Raw genomic sequence first — 19145 nt, 5'->3', positions numbered from 1 at the left:
GGCAAGAAATATTGCCAGCTTGTTTAGTACACCACCGCTAATTTATTTAGCCACCAACATCATTAGCCGGCTTCGGGTTCACCCAATTTCGTTTCCCGCTTCCGCATCACTTCATTTGCACAAGGCTTCCATCTGGCCCCCTTTGCTCCGCTCCTATGCTCCCTCCTCTAATCAAACGCGGCTCGCCGCTTGGCCACGTCACGCAGCCTACGGGCGCGGCCCCCGAGGCCAGGCTGTCGCCCGTGATTCACTATACTTTTCTACTTATCGGGCTGTCGCTGCTGGTGTTTGTGCTAAACCGGCTCGATGGCATTTTGCTGCCGCTGTTTTTTGCGGCGCTGCTTGCCACGCTGCTTCTGCCGGTGGTTACCAAGCTCGAAGGATGGGGTTGGCCGCGGTTGCTGGCTATTATCGCCGCCATCTTCCTGCTGGTGGGTAGCATCACGGGGCTGTTCATTGTTTTTGGCACCCAGATAATGGATTTGAAAGCCGAGTTGCCGCTGATTCAGCAAAAGCTGGTGGCGTTTTTCGACCAAGGCCAGCAGTTGCTGCACGACCGGTTTGGGATGCGCGTGATGAGCAAGGATGAGCTGATTGACTCGTCGCTGAACTCGGCCAAGAAATCGGCGGGCGGCTTTCTGGGCAGCACGCTCAGCACCACGGCCGGCGTGCTGAGCGTGCTGACGCTGATTCCGATTTATATTTTCTGCTTCCTGTATTACCGCGACCACATGCGGCAGTTCATGTTCCGGTTTGTGGCGCCCGACAAGCGCACGGGCGTGCTGCACACCATGGATAATATTCAGACGGTGGTGCAGGCTTACATCACGGGGCTGCTCACGGTCATCGTCATCGTGTCGGTCCTCAACGCCATTGGGTTGCTGCTGCTGAACGTAAAGTTTGCCATCTTCTTCGCCATTTTCGCCTCGGTGCTGGCCGTCATTCCCTACATCGGCATCCTGATTGGGGCCACCATTCCGGCCCTGATTACGCTGGTGGAGACCGGCTCGCCGGCCCGGGCGGCGGGCGTTGTGGGCGTGTTTGTGTTCGTCCAGTTTCTGGAGGGCAACTTCATCACGCCCATGATTACGGGCTCGAAGGTGAGCATCAACCCCATGGCGGCCATCGTGGCGCTTATTTTGGGGGGCGAGCTGTGGGGCACGCCGGGCATGATTCTGAGCATTCCGCTTACGGCCGTGCTCAAAGTGGTGTTTGACGCCAACAAAACCACGGAGCCCTGGGGCTTTCTGCTGGGCGACGTGACCGATGGCGAGGACACCAAGAAGGACAAATCGGACGACAAAGCGGGGTTTCTGGGCAAGCTCTGGCACATGATAAAACGGATGTAAAAGAATGCGACAATAGCATTTCTTGACGCAACCACTTGGTCGGCATTACAGTATAGATTAGCCAAACCTTTCTTTCAACTAATCTTTCCTACGTTATGGCTACGCCAAATGAGAATACTGCCCGTGCTTACAACGACCTGGTCGAAATCAACAAAACCGGCGCCAAAGGCTACCAGGAAGCGGCCGAAGGCGTGAGCAACCCCCAGTTGAAGTCGGAGCTGAGCCGCCTCTCGCAGCAGCGAGCTCAGTTCGCCTCGGAGCTGACCCAGCACGCCAGCCAGTACGGACTGAACGTGACCGAGAGCAACACCATTGAGGGCTTGCTGACCGATGCCGCCGCCGCGGTTCACCACGGCTGGATTAACATCAAATCGGCCATCACGGGCCAAAGCGACTCGGCCGTACTCAGCGAGTGCGAAAACGGTGATTCCGTGGCGCTGAAGGCCTACGAAACCGCCTTGCAAGCCAACGACCTGCCCGTCGAAGCGAAGTCGGTTCTGCAACAGCAGCACAGCCAGGTACTGCAAGCCAAAAACTGGATAACCCAGCAGAAAAGCTCGGTTCAATAGCTCGTGCGAGGCGGCTCTCCCAAGCTGCTAATTGATGAGAGAAGAGCCCCGTCGGCCGCACGAGTTGCAGGCGACGGGGCTTTTTTGGGCCCGGATGCAGGCAGGCGGCTTTTGTGGCCCTGAGACAGGTTGGATTTCTACTCCATGGCTGCAACCTACCCCTCTGCTGCCGACAGCACCGAGAATTCTGAAATCACATTGACAGCGGCCAGCAGTCCGGCTTTGGGCCAGGCGCAGGGCAGCCGCGGCACCCAGCTGACGGGAAAGCAGTAGCATGGCTCCCGAGTACCAGCCAAGGGCTACCCCATCGGGTAGCCCTTTTTTACGTGCGGTCTGATGTGGTCGAGGCGAGTGCCCATCCTACCCACCGGGGGATGGCTACTTGGCGGGACGAGTGCCCATCCCCCGGTGGGTGGGACGGCTACTCGTCCCGCCGAGTGTGCATTGTACTGTGCTGGCAATGCTTACCTTGTATAGCGAGGAGCCATCCCGGCCCGGTCAGGACGGGTACCTCGGTCTTTTTCTCACTTTTTCCCCTCCCCATGTATGATTGAAAATTTTCTATCCAATCCCTTCCGCAACCTCGTGCTGGGGCAAAAGCGCACCCTGAAATATGCCGATGTGCACCTGGAGCGACTGCAAGCGCGCTTGTCGGAGCTGCCTGTTGCCCCCTTTACCGACCGGGCCGCCGCCACCAGGGCGGCCGTGGCCAGCTACCGGGAGCACGTGCAAACCGGCGCGGCCCAGGATGCCGACCGTCAGAGCAAAACCCTCACCAACGACGAGGCCATTGCCCGGTTTCAGCGCTTCGTGAGCCAGCAGGCCAAGGTGCTGGCCGCCTTGTTTACCAACCTCGATACCCAGGTGCAGGGCGAAGACACGGATGCGTACAAGCAGTTTTTTCCGAGGGGAGTGATGGCCATCACCAAAGCCAACAAGGCTGCCCTCGACACCGAGGCGGCGGTGTTTCTGCGGGCGGCCGCCGCGCAGCAGGTCCAGGTAGGCCCCGCCCTGCTCATTCAGGCGCAGCAGCGCTGGCAGCAGGTAGAAGACTCCCGCAAAAACCAGCTCGCCACCATGGGCAGCGAGCAGCAAACCAAAGACCAGCGCCAGGAAGCCCGCACCGTGCTCGCCGATACGCTCTTTCTCAACCTGCTCACTCTGCTCACCCACTTCCACCTCACCCCCGAGCGGGTCCGCGACTTTTTCCCCGAAGCCATCCTGAAAGAGTATACCGGCCCGGCCACCCCGGTGCCGCCCACGGCAGCGTAGGTAGCCGCCCCTCCCTCACAGAAAAGGCTGCCAACAGTGCGTTGGCAGCCTTTTCTGTGAGGGAGGGGCCGAGCAACGGGCCCATAGCAGGCGCTACCAGACGCCCCCATTAGGGACCGAGCGACGCAGCGCCGGGCAGCGGTAAGGGCCCCAGCGGACCGAAGCGCGGATGTGGGAGGCTGTCGGGCCGGGGCACCCCCGGCCGAAACACGGGCGAGGCCGCCGGGCCGGTTAAGGGCTCGGGGGCCGCTGCCGGTATGCGCGGCGCTGGGGGCAGCGCGGGCGGGGTCGGTGGCGGTGGCTCGGGCAGCGTGGCCCAGCCCGTAGGCGGGACGACACGCACCGAATCGGGCACCTGTATGCGCGTATGAATACACACCTCGGGATCAGCAACGGCATAGCGCACGTACCAGCGTGAGCCAAGGGGCCGCCCGCCATACTGCCACTGTACTTTTTCAAAGCTGCTAAACTGGACCCCTCGCACCCAGAATTTGTAGTGCGCCGCCCGCCCGGTCTTGGAGCGGGAGTGTTTGTATACCCATCCCACGGTGTAGCGGCACTCTCCCCGGAGCCGACGGTTCCAGTAAGCGTTTACGTAGGCACCGCACGCAAGCACCAGGGCGCAAAAGAGAGCGCCAAGGCCATCCATTGGGCTTTGTTCGGGCTTTAAGGTTTCGGGTGAAGCTCGGCGGAAGTCAACCTGAACCAGGATGGCGGAGGCCAGGAAAAAGAGCGCCGCCAAGATGAGCACAATTTCTACTACACCAATGTCATCCCAACGCCATGGATTAGGTTTCATAGATGGTGCTTGGGGAGTAGCGGGGCCGGAGCCGCGAAAGGGTTGCCCGCCTCATGGCGCAGGCTGTCGGCCGGGGCCGCCTGGAACACGGGCGAGGCTGCCGGGCCCGTGAGCGGAGCCGGCGCGGGCGGGGCCGGGACGGGGGTGGGCTGCGGCGGGGCGGGCGCGGGAGCCGGCGGGGCGGGCAGACGGGCCCAGCCCGTTGCCGGGACGACCCGCACCGAATCGGGCACGGGCTTATCCAGGTACTCGTAGACGTCGGGGTCGGGTACGGCGTAGCGCACGTACCAGCGCGAGTGCAACGGCCGCCACCCCCCACGCCAGCTCATGCGCTCATCGAAGCGGTACCGTTCGCCGTCCACCCAGAACTCGAAGCGCGATTCTTGGTCCCCCTTGAAACGCCAGTTCTCGTACACCCGCGCCACCGTGTAGCGACATTCTCCGCGTAGCAGCCGGTGCTTGTTTGCTCCACCATACGCTACCCATCCAAGCGCGAATGCTAATGGGAGTGCGCCAACTGTGCCTAGCAATTCCATGCCTGACAATGTACTATCAGTTAAGGCCAAGCGGCGGTATTCGATAAGAAACCCAATGCCAAGAACGAAGACAGCGAGAGACAATAAGCCAAACACTATTTCAGCTCCGCCGATGTCAGCCCAAGTCCACGGAGTAGCACTCATGGCTTGGGCACATTGTCCAGAAACAAGGGTGAGTCCGGGTGGGAGGCTGGGGGCTCTGAATGATTATTCGGGTTAGTCCACCACTCATCGACCCCATCGCCAAAGAGCCCCTCATTTCTTCCATAACCCCTAATAGCAAGGGTGTGCCATAGGCTTGTCCAAAGCGCAGGCCGGCCCCCACGGCCGGTTGCCCCCAGCGCGGCGTGCGCATCAGCGTCGCTAGGGCCACCGTGCGCCACGCCCGGTACTGATTGGCGGCCAGACGGTGTTCCACGCTGCCACCGAAGTGCCCGATGCTTAAGCCCACCGCGGCCTGCGTGAGGAACTTGGCTTTGCTGATATTATGTCCGCTTGCTTCACTGTAAAATATGCTTTGTAGTCTGTATAGGGTGCCGGCTGCAACCTTCTGGTAGGCTAAACCTGTTAGCTTTTCTCCAAGCCCCTAACCACCACCTTGCCGCGCCCGATTTGTACGCCATTATTGACCTTGAAACCACCGGCGGGCAGCCCACCCAGGACCGCATCACCGAAATAGCCATCTACATTCACGACGGCGAGAAAATCGTGGACGAGTATGCCACGCTGCTCAATCCGGGTCGGGCCATTCCGCCGTTCATCACCCAGCTCACGGGCATCACCAACGATATGGTGAGCGACGCGCCCAAGTTCCACGAAGTAGCCCGCAAGGTGGTGGAAATGACCGAGGGCTGCGTGTTCGTGGCTCACAACGTGCGGTTCGACTACTCGTTTCTGAAGAAGGAATTCGCCGACCTCGGCTACAACTACTCGCGCAAAACCCTGTGCACGGTGCGGCTTTCGCGCAGCCTCATTCCGGGCCAGCCCAGCTACAGCCTCGGCAAGCTGTGCCAGAACATCGGCATTCCGCTGCAAGACCGCCACCGCGCCGCCGGCGATGCCCACGCCACGGCCCTGCTCTTCGGCAAGCTGCTAAAGATTACTCAGGACAGCGACGACCTGCCGCACGGCACCGACACCAGCCACACCCTCGCCCGCGTAGACGCCCTGGCCCCCGCCGGCCGCCGGCCCGATGGCACCAAGGCACCCTCGCCCAAGCGCGTGGCGGCCGTGCAGTCGGCCATTCGGGAGGCGCTCATGCCGCCGCTGGTATCAGCGGCGCTGGTGGCCAGCCTGCCCCAGGCCACGGGCGTGTACTACTTCCACAACGAGGCCGGCGAGGTGATTTACGTGGGCAAGTCCATCAACATCTACAAGCGCATTCAGCAACACTTCGCGGTAGATGTAAAGTCGCGCAAGAGCCTGGAATTCAAAAATTCCATTGCCGACATCACCTGGGAGCTGACCGGCTCGGAGCTGGTGGCGCTGCTGTACGAGTCGCACCTGATTAAGCAATTGAAGCCCGCCTACAACCGGGCCCAGCGGCGCTCGGTGTTTCCGGCGGGCATCTATCTGCGCATCGATGAGCAGGGCTACAAGCGCCTGGCCTACGGCCGCGCCGATGCCCGCAACGCCGAGATTCCCATCATCGCGCTCGGTAATCAGTTCAAGGCCCAGGGATTTCTGTACCACAAAGTGGCCAAGTACAACCTCTGCCAGAAGATGTGCGGGCTCTACAAAACCCAAGGCGCCTGCTTCGACTACCAAGTGCACCGCTGCCAGGGCGCCTGCGTGGGCCTGGAGCCACCCGAGAGCTACAACCTGCGCGTGGACGAGGCCATCGACAGCATCCGCTACGACCACGAAACCTTTGTGGTCATCGGCCCCGGTCGCACGGAGCTGGAAAAAACCATTGTGCTGGTGGAAAACGGGCGTTACCAGGGCTTTGGCTACGTTGATGAAACGTTTTCGGCCCGTAAGCTGGCCGATTTTCGCGACATCATTCAGCCGTATGCTGATAACAAGGACATCCAGCAGATTATCCGGCAGTACTTACGAAAGAAGCGGAAGGGCGAGCGGGTAAAGGTATTTGGCTGAGCACAGAAAATGATTGCAGAAGGGCCAATACGCCGTGTTTGAGGACTGCATCAACAGTGCATGCATGTCCTGTTTCACAATGATAGAATTATCGCGCTGCCTTTCGGGCGCCTCACCCCCTATCGGGCCCACAACCGCGATATATGGGTCCAGTCGGCTGCGCGCACACGTGCATCGATGCGCGGCTGTTGGAACAGTCCCGCCACTCCCCCACTGATGCCGATATCGGCACCCACTTCTCAGATGGTCGGAAGGCGCTCGAAGCAACCTTAGCATATTCCCATGTTGGGACCTTCACTCGATTGTCTGGGTGCGAGGCATCAGCTGCATAGCCGCGTAGGCCGGCATAGTTCAGTTTTTTTAAGGCTACTACGCGCTGCATATATTCCTACGTCGGGAATTTTCGAGACTTTGGTGAATTTGTGACCGTTTTTTCTCTTGTCAAAAATTGTATTATACAACCAATATTTGAAACTGGTTGATGAATTTTCGTTGTAAATAGCATTATTATGATCTTATAGCGTCTATGGACTTGCATGGTGGGGGTGCAACCTGTTCCTTAGCAGGAGCTTACAGTGTGCCCTAACCCTTGCCTCTTTTCTTGCCTATGGACCGCAGAACTTTTCTCCGTAAACCAGCCACCGCTATTGCAGCCTCTGGGCCAGCGCTGGCCACTGGCTTTAGCGCTAACTCCGACCCGCCGGAAACCGTGAGCCCATTCGCCAATAAGGCGCTGCCCACCACCCTAGCTCGCGTCACCTCGACGCTAACCCCTTACACCGGCCCGTGGGGCTATGCCCAGGCGGCCCACCTGCTGCGGCGCAGCACGTTCGGGCCCACGCGCGCCGAAATCACCACTGCCGCCGGCCAGAGCCTGACCCAGGTGCTCAACCGGCTGCTGACTGTGCCCGCGGCTCCGGCGCCCCCCGTCAACGGCTTCAGCCGCGACACGACCGTACCCGTGGGCCAGTCCTGGCTTACGACCGCCAATGGACCGGAGGACTATTTGCGGCGCAACAGCCTACGAAGCTGGTGGCTGAATTTGCTGCTGCAAAGCACCACCCTGGTAGAGAAGATGACGCTGCTCTGGAGTAGCCACTTCGTGACGGAGATTGAGGAAGTTGAAGATGCCCGGATTTCTTATGATTACATAGCGCTGCTGCGGCGGCAGGCGCTGGGCAACGTTAAACAGCTGGCTAAGGATATTACGGTGGCGCCGGCTATGCTGCGCTACCTCAACGGCAACCAGAACCGCGTGGGCGCGCCGAACGAGAACTTCGGGCGCGAACTATTGGAGCTGTTTACAGTGGGGAAAGGCCCACTCATTGGGCCCGGCAACTACACGTATTATACCGAAGATGACGTGCAGGCAGCGGCCAAGGTGATGACCGGCTGGCGCGACTCGAACGCGACGCCTGACGTGGGAAGCAACTTCACGGCCGCCCGGCACGACACGACCACTAAGCAATTCAGCAGCGCCTTTGGCAACGCCACCATCGCCAACCAGGGCGACCAGGAGTACGGTGCGCTGATTAACCTGATTTTTGACCAGGACGAAACGGCCACTGCCCTGGTGCGCCGACTCTACCGCTGGTTTGTCTATTACGTCATCGACGCTACGACCGAACGGAACATCATTCAGCCGCTAGCCACTCAGCTCCGGCAAAACGGCTACAACATCGCGCCCGTGCTACGGACCCTACTCAGCAGCGAGCATTTTTTTGATACACTAAACATCGGCTGCTTCATCAAGAGCCCGCTCGATTTTGTGGTGGGCGTGGTCCGGCAGCTGGAGGTTTCGTTTCCGGCCGCTACCAACGTGGTGGCGCGCTACGGCTTGTGGCAGTACCTGACGGACGTGGCCACCGGGCAGCAGCAGCGCCTCGGCGACCCACCGAACGTGGCGGGCTGGGCAGCCTATTGGCAGACGCCGCAGTACAACGAAATCTGGATTAACGCGGTGACCTTGCCGCTGCGCAACCAGTTTACCGATAACCTGGTCCGGCAAAACGGCATCACGCGCAACATCGACGGCACCAACCATGTGCTCAAAATAGATGTCGTGGCGCTTGTGCAAGGGTTCCCAGCCACCACGGCGTCGGATTGCAACCTGCTGATTGCCGAGTTTGTGAAGCTGCTATTGCCCACCCCGCTCACGGCCAACCAGCTCGCCTACCTCAACGACGCGCTGCTGCCGGGGCTGCCCGATTTTGAATGGACCGATGAGTGGCAGGATTTCCGGTCCACGCCCAACGATGCCACCAAGCGGGCCGCCGTGGAAACCAAGCTGCGGGCCTTGCTGCGTCAAATCATGGGTATGGCCGAGTTTCATCTTAGCTAAATGGGTAACGGACGGCCCGGGGAAGGGAGAAAGCGCTGGTTTTCGGGCAGTGCCCGGCCGCGCTTCTTCCCTGCCGTGCGTCCACCATTCCTCCACTTGTTATTTACTCATTCAGCCTTATGAAGCGTAGACATTTCATTCAAACGACGGCCGCCGCTACGGTGCTGCCCACGCTGCTCGGCGGCCTGCCCATTGGGGCCCACGGGTTTTCGCCCGAGCTATTTGAACTCACGGGTGGCCTCAGCCAAACCGACAAGGTGCTGGTGCTCATTCAGCTCAATGGCGGCAACGACGGACTCAACACCATCGTTCCGCTCGACCAGTACTCGGCCATTATGGCGGCCCGCCCGGAGATTGCCCTGCCCCAAAACCAGGTGCTGCCGTTGCGGACCAACATCGGCATTCACCCGGCCATGGCGGGCCTGAAAAACATGTACGACAACGGTAGGGTAGGCATAGTGCAAAACGTGGGCTACCCCAACACCAACTACTCGCACTTTCGCTCCACCGACATCTGGACCACGGGCTCCGATTCGAACGACACGCTGTTTACGGGTTGGGCCGGGCGCTACCTCGACGGCGAGTATCCGGGCTTCCCCGCAAACTACCCCAATGCCCAAAACCCCGACCCGCTGGCCATCAGCATTGGCTCGGTGGTGAGCAACTGCGTGCAGGGCCCGAGCCTGAACATGGGCATTGCCATTGCCAATACTTCATCGTTTTATCAATTGCTGACGGGCAGCGTTGATGCTGCGCCCAACACCCCGGCCGGCCACGAGGTTACATTTATCCGGCGCGTGGTGCAGCAGACGCAGGTGTACGTGACGGCCGTGCAACGGGCCGCGACGGCGGCCCAAAACCTGTCGCCGATGTACCCCGCAACCGGCCAGAACGCCTTGGCCGACCAGCTTAAGATTGTGGCCCAACTGGTGGCCGGGGGTCTGCAAACGCGCATCTACGTTTGCAACCTGGGCGGTTTCGATACCCACACCAGACAAGTGCCGGTTACGGGCAGCACCACTACTGGTGTCCACGCCAACCTGCTGGGCAAGGTGTCGGTGGCCATTGAGGCATTTCAGGACGATTTGCGCCGCCTGAACGTGCAGGACCGGGTGGTGGGTATGACATTTTCCGAATTCGGGCGCCGCATCAAGGCCAACTCGGGCATGGGCACCGACCACGGCGCGGCGGCCCCGCTCTTCGTGTTTGGCACGCGGGTAAACCCCATCATTCACGGCACCAACCCCCAGCTGCCAGCCTCAGCGGGCGTGAACGACCAAGTGGCGATGCAGTTTGATTTCCGGGCCATTTTCGCCAGCGTGCTCAAAGACTGGTTCCAGGTGCCGCAAGCCACGCTCAATGCGCTGCTGCCGTCGAGCCTTGGGGCGTTTCCCTACGTGCCGGTGCTGCGGCCGGCCACGGTTACGACCACCGCAAGCGCCGCGCCGCCGGTTGAGAACTTCTCGGTGTATCCCAACCCCGCCCCGCGCGAAGGCCGGGCCACTGCCACATTCGACAGTGAGGGCGGCGTGGCGTACGTGCGCCTGCTCGACGGCCTGGGCCGCGAAGTACGCCGCGTGGTAGATGGCCGCTCGCTGGCTCGCGGTGCGCAACAAGTCCCCGTCGACCTGAATGGGCTGGCCGAGGGCCTTTACCACTGCTTGGTGCAGCAAGGCGACCGGCGCAGCAGCAAGGTGCTGGCGGTTGAGTAAGAGTTATTCGATTCATTAAGAGTTGGGATAAAAGAACCCCGTTGCTCCGCTGTAAGCGGGGGCAACGGGGTTCTTTGGTAACGGTAGAACGCGAGCTAACCCTACTTCCGCCCCACCAGAATCTCGTCCACCACCAGGGGGTCGAGCAGGGTGGTGACGTCGCCGAGGTTGGTGGTTTCGCCCTCGGCGACTTTGCGCAGGATGCGGCGCATGATTTTGCCGGAGCGGGTTTTGGGCAGGCCGGAGACCAGTTGAATCTTGTCGGGTTTGGCGATGCGGCCGATTTCGGCGACTACGGCTTCGATGATGCTGGCTTCGGCCCGCTGAATTTCGAGGTCGGTGGTGGGCACGCCGTGCTGGCAGATGACGTAGGCGTAGATGCCCTGGCCTTTGACGTCGTGCGGGTAGCCGACAACGGCGCTTTCGACCACATAGTCGCTCTGGTTGATGGCGTTTTCGATTTCGGCGGTGCCGAAGCGGTGGCCCGAGACGTTGATGACGTCGTCGACGCGGCCGATGATGCGGTAGAGGCCGTTTTCGTCGCGCCGGGCGCCGTCGCCGGTGAAGTAGTAGCCGGGATAGGGCTGGAAATAGGTTTGGCGGGCGCGCTCGTGGTCGCCCCAGGTGGTGCGGATGATGCCGGGCCAGCTGGATTTGATGGCGAGGTAGCCTTCCTGGTCGTTGCCTTCGATTTCGGTGCCATCTTGGTTGAGGAGCACAGGCTGGACACCGGGCAGCGGCAGGCCGGCGCGGGCAGGCACACTGGGCGTGATGCCAGCCAGGGCCGAAATCATGATGCCGCCAGTTTCGGTTTGCCACCAGGTATCCACGATGGGGCAGCGGCCCTTGCCCACGTGCTGGTGGTACCAGTGCCAGGCTTCTTCGTTGATGGGCTCGCCGACGGAGCCGAGCACGCGCAGGCTGCTGAGGGAATAGCTCAGCACGTTGTCAAGGGGCGTGGCCATGAGGCTGCGGATGGCCGTGGGCGCGGTGTAGAAAATGGTGACGTGGTGCTTGTCGATGACTTCCCAGAAGCGGCCGGGGCTGGGGAAGGTGGGCACACCCTCGAACTGCAAAGAGGTGGCGCCGGCCAGCAAGGGGCCGTAGAGCAGGTAGCTGTGGCCGGTGACCCAGCCAATGTCGGCGGTGCACCAGTACACGTCATTTTCCTCGACCTGGAAGACGTTGCGGAACGTGTAATCGGCCCAGAGCATATAGCCGGCCTGGCTGTGTACCACGCCCTTAGGCTTGCCGGTGCTGCCGCTGGTGTAGAGGATGAAGAGGGGGTCTTCGGCCGCCATTTCTTCGGCCGGGCAGGTAAGTGGGACGTCTTTGACCTGGTCGTGGTACCACACGTCGCGGCCTTCGACCATGCTGACGGGCCAGCCGAGGTGCTCGACCACGATGACGCGGTGCACGCCGGGGCAGCTTTGCAGGGCCTCATCGACCACGCTTTTCACCGGGATTTGCTTGGCGCCGCGGTTGAGGCCGTCGGCAGTGAGGACGAAGTGGGCGTCGGCATCGTTGACGCGGTCGGCGATGGCGGTGGCCGAGAAGCCGGCGAATACCACCGAGTGCACGGCCCCGATGCGGGCGCAGGCCAGTACCGCCACGGCCAGCAGCGGAATCATGGGCAGGTAGATAATTACCCGGTCGCCTTTTTTCACGCCGTTGGCGCGGAGGACGTTGGCGAACTGGCAGACTTGCTCGTGCAGCTCGCGGTAGGTGAGGCGGAGGTGGCGGGTTTTGGGGTCGTTGGGCTCGAAGATGAGGGCCAGCTTGTTGCCGCGCAGGGCGAGATGGCGGTCGAGGCAGTTCTCGGTGATGTTGAGGCGGGCGCCATCGAACCACCTGCTTTCGCCGGCCGGCGAAAACTCGCCGCTGCGTATGGTGTCCCACTTGCGCTGCCAGGTGAAGGGCTCGGCTACTTCGGCCCAAAAAGCATCGGGGTCCTCAACTGATTGCTGGTAAGCGGTGTGGTATTCTTCGATGGTGCGAATGCGAGGGTGCATGGGGTGAGATGGTAAGGTGTGAGGTGGTGAAAATTAAGGGTAGAAAGGGCCGACACGGTGGTGGCTCCGGCAGATATCCTACTGGCGCTTAAAGATATCCTACTGGAGTCCGCAGATATCCTACTTCCTATGAAAGATATCCTACTTACCAGGCCCGACACGGCACTGACTCCGGCAGATATCCTACTGGCTGGAGTAGAACGGGTGGCGGGGTGGGCGGAGAGGTGGGAGAGGGTTCATTTACTGCTTGTGCAAAGTGAGTTTACTCATTGGGCGTTTTGTGGAGGAGAATTAGCTCGCCGGGGGTCGTCTTCACGACTGGATTAGTGGTGGCGCGCGAGCTGCTTAGCTGCGGCGTTCGGCATGACGGTTAGATGGGTTCGGGGGGTTGGAAGGCGGACCCAATGCTGCGGCGCTGCATTCCGGCGCGGATTTCATCGAGAATTACGGGGTCGTCGATGGTGGAGGGCAGGGTGAACTGTTCGCCGTCGGCGATTTGGCGGAGGGTTTTGCGGAGAATTTTGCCGGAGCGGGTTTTGGGCAGACGCTTCACCACCAAAGCTTGGCGAAAGCAGGCCAGGGCCCCGATGCGGGCGCGCACGGCGGCCACCAATTCCTGCTCCAGGGCCTCCTCTCCTATCGTTTGGCCGTCTTTCAGCACCACTACCCCTACCGGGAGTTGGCCGCGCAGGTCGTCGGCGATGCCGAGGACGGCGCATTCGGCCACGGCGGGGTGCCCGGCCAGGATTTCCTCAATTTCGCCGGTGCTGAGGCGGTGGCCGGCCACGTTGATGACGTCATCGACGCGGCCCATGATGTAGGTGTAGCCTTCGGGGTCGCGGTAGCCGCCGTCGCCGCTGAGGTAGTAGCCGGGGTACGGGGCCAGGTAGGCTTCCCGGAAGCGGGCGTCGTCGTGCCAGAGCGTGGGGAGGCAGCCGGGGGGCAGCGGCAGGCGCACCGCTACGAGGCCGGTGGTGCCAGCGGGCACGGGCTGGCCGGCTTCGTCGAGAATCTGGACATCGTAGCCGGGCACGGGATGGCCGGCGCTGCCGGCGCGGGGGGCGGGCCGGCCTTCGAGACCCATGGGGGTGGCGAGCATGGGCCAGCCCGACTCGGTTTGCCACCAGTGGTCGATGATGGGAACGCCGAGGAGCTGCTGGGCCCAGTCGTAGGTGGCGGGGTCGCAGCGCTCGCCGGCCAGGAAGAGGTGGCGCAGGCTGCTGAGGTCGTATTTCCGGGCCAGCAGGCCTTCGGGGTCTTCCTTCTTGATGGCGCGGATGGCGGTGGGCGCGGTGAACATCACCCGGATTTGGTGCTGCTCGATGAGACGCCAGAAGGTGCCGGCATCGGGCGTGCGCACGGGTTTGCCCTCGAACAAGACGGTGGTGCAGCCGCGCAGCAGCGGGCCGTAGACGATGTAGCTGCTGCCCACGGCCCAGCCGATGTCGGAGCCCGCGAACATGACTTCGCCGGGCGCGACGTCGTAAATCGCTTCCATGCTGAAGCGCAGGGCTACGGCGTGGCCGCCGTGTTCGCGCACCACGCCCTTGGGCCGGCCGGTGGTGCCGCTGGTGTAGAGGATGTAGAGCGGGTGGGTGGCGGGCACGGGCACGGCCGGCACGGGGGCCGCCCGCAGGAGGGTCTGGTAGTCGAGGTCGCGGCCGGGCTGGAGGTCGGCGGGCGCAAAATCGCGCTGGAATACCACGACGTGGGCGGGCTGGTGGCGGGCTTTGGCGAGGGCTTCGTCCACGAGCGGCTTGTAGAGAATGATGCGGTCGAACTCCAGGCCGCCCGAGGCGCAGACGATGGCACGGGGCTGGGCGTCATCAATCCGCACGGCCAACTCATGCGGCGCGAAACCGCCGAACACCACCGAATGCACGGCCCCGAGGCGGGCGCAGGCCAGCATGGCAATGAGGGCTTCGGGCACGTTGGGCATGTAGATGATGACCCGGTCGCCCAGCCCCACGCCGATTTCGCGCAGGCCGCCGGCGAAGCGGGCGGTGAGGTCGAGCAGCTCGGCGTAGGGGTAGGTGCGCTGGGTGTGGGTAACGGGCGAGTCGTAAATCAGGGCGGGCTGGGTGGCGCGGCCGTGCTGCACATGGTGGTCGAGGCAGAGGTAGCAGGTGTTGAGCTGGCCGCCGCCAAACCAGCGGTAGAAGCCGTTGGCATCCTGGGCAAGGGCCTCGGCGGGGGGCGTGTGCCAGTGGAGGTGGGCCGCCTGGGAAAGCCAGAACGCGGCCGGGTCGGCCAGGCTGGCGGCGTGCGTGGCGGCGTAGGAGCAGGCGGGTTTCATTTTAGTTAAGAGTTGAGAGTTATGGGTTAAGAGTTTTCGCGGGTGGAGCGGACGATGGCGCTTAGCATGCGGCGTAATTCTTCGGCTTCGGCTAGGAGAGAATTGGCTAGTCGGGGTTCCAGGCAATCGGTTTCGCGGAGGAGGCGCAGCCAATAGTGGGTTTCCCGCGCTTCTTTATAGGCAATGCTGCATTTGGCGGTAAAGTCTCGTCTGGAAAAGCCGCCAGTGGCTTCCTCCAGATTGGCTCCAATGGAAGTACCGCTCCGCAAAAGCTGTTCGGCCAACGCCCACGGCTGGCCACTTGCTAAAAGGTGCTTGTAGAGTTTGACAATGCGTTGCGCAAACAAAAAGCTTTTGTAGAGCGCCGTACCTCCTTCCTCCATAACTCTTAACTCTTAACTCTTAACTTATCACTTTCTAACAATTCCCGCACTTTTTCCATGAGCTGGCGGGTGCTGAAGGGTTTAGGGACGTATAAGTCGGCGCCCGCTTCGTAGCCTTTCTGCATGTCGGCCTCGCGGCTTTTGGCGGAGAGGAAAATGACTTTGGTTCCCGCCTGGTTGGGCTGCTGACGGAGTTGCTGGCACACCTGGTAGCCGTCCACGTCGGGCATCATCACGTCGAGGACGACGAGGTCGTAGGGGGTTTGGGCGATGGCGGCGAGGGCCTCGGTGCCGTTGCGGGCGATGCCGACCTGATAGCCGTTTTTGCGCATCAAAAACTCCAGCGACATAACAATATTGGGCTCGTCGTCCACAATTAAAACGTGAGGCATTGGGAGAGAAGAGGGTAAGAGGCGGAAGTGAGAGGCGGAAGAGCCGGAAAAAGGGGAAGAACGATTATAAGGAACGTCATGCAGAGCGTAGCGAAGCATCTCGCTCGCTTCGTTGCTCCATTGAGTTACTGCGGCACGCGAGATGCTTCGCTGCGCTCTGCATGACGGACTGGGGACTCAGTTTTGGCTACTTTGATGGGTTCATGTGCTTCGGTTGGAGCGGTTGGTTCTTCCACTGGCAGCTCCACAAAGAACGTGGCGCCTTGCTCGGGTTGGCTCGCTACCCAAAGGCGGCCGTGGTGCAGCTCGACTATTTTTTTGGTGATGGCCAGGCCCAGGCCGGTGCCTTCGGGCTTGCGGGTGGTTTGGTGGCGGGCCTGAAAAAATTTCTCGAAGATGTGCTCCTGCTCGGCAATGGGGATACCCTTGCCGTTGTCGGCCACGACGAGGGTGAGCACGGGCGGGTGCGTTGCGGGCAGGGCCGGCGGGGGCCCGGCCACTTGCAGATGGATGCGGCCCGAGCCATCGGCCCGGCAGGCTTTGATGGCATTCGAGAGTAGGTTGACGAGGACCTGCATCAGGCGGTCGCGGTCGCCGGAGAGGGCGGGCAGGCTGGGCGGCGCGGTCAGGTCGAGGGTGATTTGCTTGTCGCGCAGGAGCTGGCCCACGGCATCCACGGCTTCGGCCAGCAGCTCGGGCACGGCGATGGACGCGCACTCCAGGGTGGCCTGGCCCGACTCGAACTTCTCCAAATCCAGCACCAGGGAAATGAGACGGGTGAGGCGCTCGGCTTCGCGGGCGATGGTGAGCTGGAAGCGCTGGCGCTCGGCTTCCTCCAGCTCGGGGTTGTCGGCCAGAATTTCGGCCAGCGCCCGGATGCTGGTGAGCGGCGTGCGCAGCTCGTGCGTCACGGTGTAGAGAAATTCGTCCTTGCGCTGGTCGAGGGCCTGGAGCTGGTCGTAGGCGGCGCGCAGCTCATCGGTGAGGCGCTGGAGCTGGCGGCTTTGCTTTTGCAGCTGGCGGTTGGCTTCGAGCAGCTGCTGGCTTTCGCGCAGAATGCCCACCACATTGTCGTAGCTGATTTGCTCGGCCCCGGCCACCGAGGCTATCAGCATGCGGGCCGAGGCCGGGCCCAGGCTGCCGGCCAGCAGCTTTTCGGCGTAGGTGAGCAGGCGCGGGTCGGCGGCGGTGGAGTGGTGAGCGGGTGAAGTAGGGAGTAGTGGCGTCAGGTCGCTTTCTGGTGGGATGGCGTCGGGGAAGCGGGTGGCGAAGGTGCGCAGGGCTTGGTTGGTGCGTTTTTTCCCGAGAAAGCCGATGAGCAGGGCCCGCACGTCGGGGAAAGGAGTGCGGCCCTGCCAGCCAGTGACTTCCTCGGCCAGACTGCGGCGGGCAAAAACATCCACGAAAACGTCGGCTTGGCGCAGCTCCAGCGCCGTGGGTGGCACGGCCAGCGACACGCCGACGTAGAGGCCGATGTTGAAAAACCAGCTCCAGAACAAGCCGTGCGAGAGGTTATCGAGCCCTTCGAGGCCAAACAGCGCGAAGGGCCGCAGCCAGGCCACGCCACCCACGCCATCAGTCAGCACGGACTCGGGCAGCCGCCCCGGCCCTACCAGCGTGGGCAGCACCAGCGTAAAAAACCAGAGGCCGAAGCCCGCCAGCAGGCCCACCGTGGCCCCGCGCCGGGTGCCGCCCTTCCAGTAGAGCCCGCCCAGCACGACCGGCACGAACTGCGCCACCGCCGCAAACGACACCAGACCGGTATTGACGAGCGGGAGCTGCTTGCCCACGGCCGCGTAGTAGGCGTAGGCCAGCAGCAGCACTACCACCACCGCCAGGCGACGGCTTTGCAGGGCCACCCGCCCCAGGTAGGCAAACCAACGGGTTTGCAGAGCAGGCTGGGTGGCGGGCACCCGCACCAGCAGCGGCATGAGCAGATGGTTGCTCATCATCACGCTCAGGGCAATGGTTTCGACGATAATCATGCTGCTGGCCGCCGACACCCCGCCCAGGTAGGTGAACAGCGCCAGTCCCGCGTGCCCGGCCGCCAGGGGCAGCGCCAGTACGTAGGTGTCGGCGTCGAGGTCGAGCCCACCCAAGCGCAGCGTGCCCCCGAAAGCCACGGGCAGCACAAACAGGTTGATAATGATGAGGTAGAGCGGAAACAGCCACATGGCCTTGCGCAGGTGGTTTTCGTCGACGTTTTCCACCACCGATACCTGGAACTGCCGGGGCAGCAGCAGAATGGCCGACATGCTCAGCACCAGCAGCGTGAACCACTGGGCCCCGCTCGTGCCGCTGCCGCGCAGGGTAAACAGCTGTCGCAATGCCGGCACCGCCGCCGCCTGGTCAAATACATCCGCAAAGCCGTCGAACAGGCCAAACGTGACGAATATGCCCAGCACCAGAAAGGCCACCAGCTTCAGCAGGCTTTCCACGGCCACGGCCAGCACAATGCCCTCGTGCCGCTCGGTGGCCTCTACCGAGCGCACGCCGAACAGGATGGTGAATACCGCCAGCGCGGCTGCGGTGTAGAGGGCCGTGGTGGCCGCCGTGCCCCCCACCCCACTCTCGCCGCCGGTCATGGTCACGAATGAGGCGGCAATGGCCTTGACCTGAAGCGCGATGTAGGGCACCACGCCCAGCACGCACACCACCGTAACCAGCGCCCCCAACGACGCACTTTTGCCGTAGCGGGCCGAAATAAAGTCGGCAATGGACGTGAGCCGCTGCTGCCGGCACACCCGAATGATTTTGCGCAGCACCAGCCACCAAACGGGCGCGAGCAAAGTGGGCCCCACGTAAATGCCCACGAACTCCAGCCCGTGGCTCGCGGCGCGGCCCACGCTGCCGTAGTACGTCCAGGCAGTGCAGTACACGGCCATGCTCAGGGCGTACACGTAGGGGTTGCTCACCAGGCTTTTGCTCGCTGCCGAGCGCCGCTCCGCCGCATAGGCCACGCCGAAAAGCAGGGCCAGGTAGCCGAACGAAAAGCCGATGACAAGCAGCTTGGACATTTTTTGGGAGAGGGGAAATGGGAAGAAGGAAAGGAGTAATTGGGGATGCGGGTAGAGGGAATTCGTTTTTTAATTCCTCATTCCTCCTTGGTTTTTCGCACCAGGTACGCGGTTAGGCCTACCAGCAAAATCCAGAGCAACAACACGTATAAATAGAGGACGGGCACTCCGCCCACCCGGCCGTCGTGGTCGAACACGGCTAGCAGGGGAAAATTGAGCAATACCGCAAACAATCCAGCCAGGAACAGCAGGCGCTGGTCGAGGCGCGGTGCGGCCCGCTCGGGATGCGGCGAGGGTGGTGGCGGGAAATCAGGCATGGTGGGCATGAAGTGGGAGTGCCCCAAGGGTTGGGTTGGCCTTCCAATTTAAT

15 protein-coding genes are annotated in these 19145 nt (G+C 62.1%); 7 read left to right on the top strand and 8 right to left on the bottom strand.

Annotated features, from left to right (window positions below; translation table 11 throughout):
• Positions 1–155: 155 nt before the first annotated feature.
• The 4 genes from WX88_RS01300 (at position 156) to WX88_RS01290 (ending at position 3190) form a co-directional block, all read left to right on the top strand.
• Positions 156–1349, top strand: a complete 1194-nt coding sequence (locus tag WX88_RS01300) for an AI-2E family transporter (RefSeq protein WP_082115776.1) — start codon at positions 156–158, stop codon at positions 1347–1349.
• 95 nt (positions 1350–1444) lie between these two features.
• A complete protein-coding gene (locus tag WX88_RS01295; protein WP_046242494.1) occupies positions 1445–1918 on the top strand; it encodes a PA2169 family four-helix-bundle protein in 474 nt (157 codons plus the stop codon).
• Positions 1919–2062: 144 nt separating this feature from the next.
• On the top strand, positions 2063–2191 hold the full coding sequence (locus WX88_RS31715; RefSeq protein ID WP_262489796.1) for a hypothetical protein: 129 nt from the start codon (positions 2063–2065) through the stop codon (positions 2189–2191).
• Between the two features lie 273 nt (positions 2192–2464).
• Entirely contained in the window at positions 2465–3190 is a 726-nt protein-coding gene (locus WX88_RS01290; RefSeq protein WP_046242493.1) for a hypothetical protein, read from the top strand.
• Between the two features lie 109 nt (positions 3191–3299).
• On the opposite strand, the gene WX88_RS29335 is transcribed toward WX88_RS01290, so the two are convergent.
• Positions 3300–3989, bottom strand: a complete 690-nt coding sequence (locus tag WX88_RS29335) for a hypothetical protein (protein ID WP_052732233.1) — start codon at positions 3987–3989, stop codon at positions 3300–3302.
• Positions 3986–4669, bottom strand: coding sequence for a hypothetical protein (locus tag WX88_RS29805; RefSeq protein WP_156175887.1), 684 nt, complete (start codon positions 4667–4669; stop codon positions 3986–3988). The genes WX88_RS29335 and WX88_RS29805 overlap by 4 nt, the downstream gene beginning before the upstream one ends.
• A gap of 468 nt (positions 4670–5137) precedes the next feature.
• Between WX88_RS29805 and WX88_RS01275 the strand changes: the two genes are divergently transcribed.
• From WX88_RS01275 to WX88_RS01265, 3 genes are all read left to right on the top strand, one after another.
• Complete coding sequence (locus WX88_RS01275) at positions 5138–6622, top strand: exonuclease domain-containing protein (protein ID WP_046242491.1); 1485 nt, start codon at positions 5138–5140, stop codon at positions 6620–6622.
• 607 nt (positions 6623–7229) lie between these two features.
• Entirely contained in the window at positions 7230–8963 is a 1734-nt protein-coding gene (locus WX88_RS01270) for a DUF1800 domain-containing protein (RefSeq protein ID WP_052732232.1), read from the top strand.
• 119 nt (positions 8964–9082) lie between these two features.
• The gene (locus tag WX88_RS01265; protein ID WP_046242490.1) at positions 9083–10675 is read left to right on the top strand and encodes a DUF1501 domain-containing protein; all 1593 of its coding nucleotides are present in this window, start codon (positions 9083–9085) and stop codon (positions 10673–10675) included.
• Between the two features lie 101 nt (positions 10676–10776).
• Here WX88_RS01265 and acs read toward each other — a convergent pair whose 3' ends face one another.
• The 6 genes from acs to WX88_RS01235 all read right to left on the bottom strand — a co-directional run bounded on the left by acs (position 10777) and on the right by WX88_RS01235 (position 19101).
• Positions 10777–12687 (bottom strand): acetate--CoA ligase, encoded by a 1911-nt coding sequence (gene acs, locus WX88_RS01260; RefSeq protein ID WP_046242489.1) that lies wholly within the window; start codon positions 12685–12687, stop codon positions 10777–10779.
• 370 nt (positions 12688–13057) lie between these two features.
• On the bottom strand, positions 13058–14983 hold the full coding sequence (locus WX88_RS01255) for an AMP-binding protein (RefSeq protein ID WP_046242488.1): 1926 nt from the start codon (positions 14981–14983) through the stop codon (positions 13058–13060).
• Between the two features lie 26 nt (positions 14984–15009).
• Entirely contained in the window at positions 15010–15366 is a 357-nt protein-coding gene (locus WX88_RS01250; protein ID WP_046242487.1) for a four helix bundle protein, read from the bottom strand.
• Positions 15367–15371: 5 nt separating this feature from the next.
• Positions 15372–15758 (bottom strand): response regulator transcription factor, encoded by a 387-nt coding sequence (locus WX88_RS01245; RefSeq protein ID WP_046242486.1) that lies wholly within the window; start codon positions 15756–15758, stop codon positions 15372–15374.
• A gap of 125 nt (positions 15759–15883) precedes the next feature.
• Complete coding sequence (locus WX88_RS01240) at positions 15884–18775, bottom strand: sensor histidine kinase (protein ID WP_046242485.1); 2892 nt, start codon at positions 18773–18775, stop codon at positions 15884–15886.
• 77 nt (positions 18776–18852) lie between these two features.
• A complete protein-coding gene (locus tag WX88_RS01235) occupies positions 18853–19101 on the bottom strand; it encodes a hypothetical protein (RefSeq protein WP_052732231.1) in 249 nt (82 codons plus the stop codon).
• Positions 19102–19145 lie beyond the last annotated feature (44 nt).

The sequence above is a fragment of the Hymenobacter terrenus genome (assembly GCF_000972495.1).
GTDB classification, from domain to species: domain Bacteria; phylum Bacteroidota; class Bacteroidia; order Cytophagales; family Hymenobacteraceae; genus Hymenobacter; species Hymenobacter terrenus.
The sequence above is the reverse complement of the archived record's forward strand: the minus strand, read 5'-3'. Positions and strand labels throughout refer to the sequence as shown.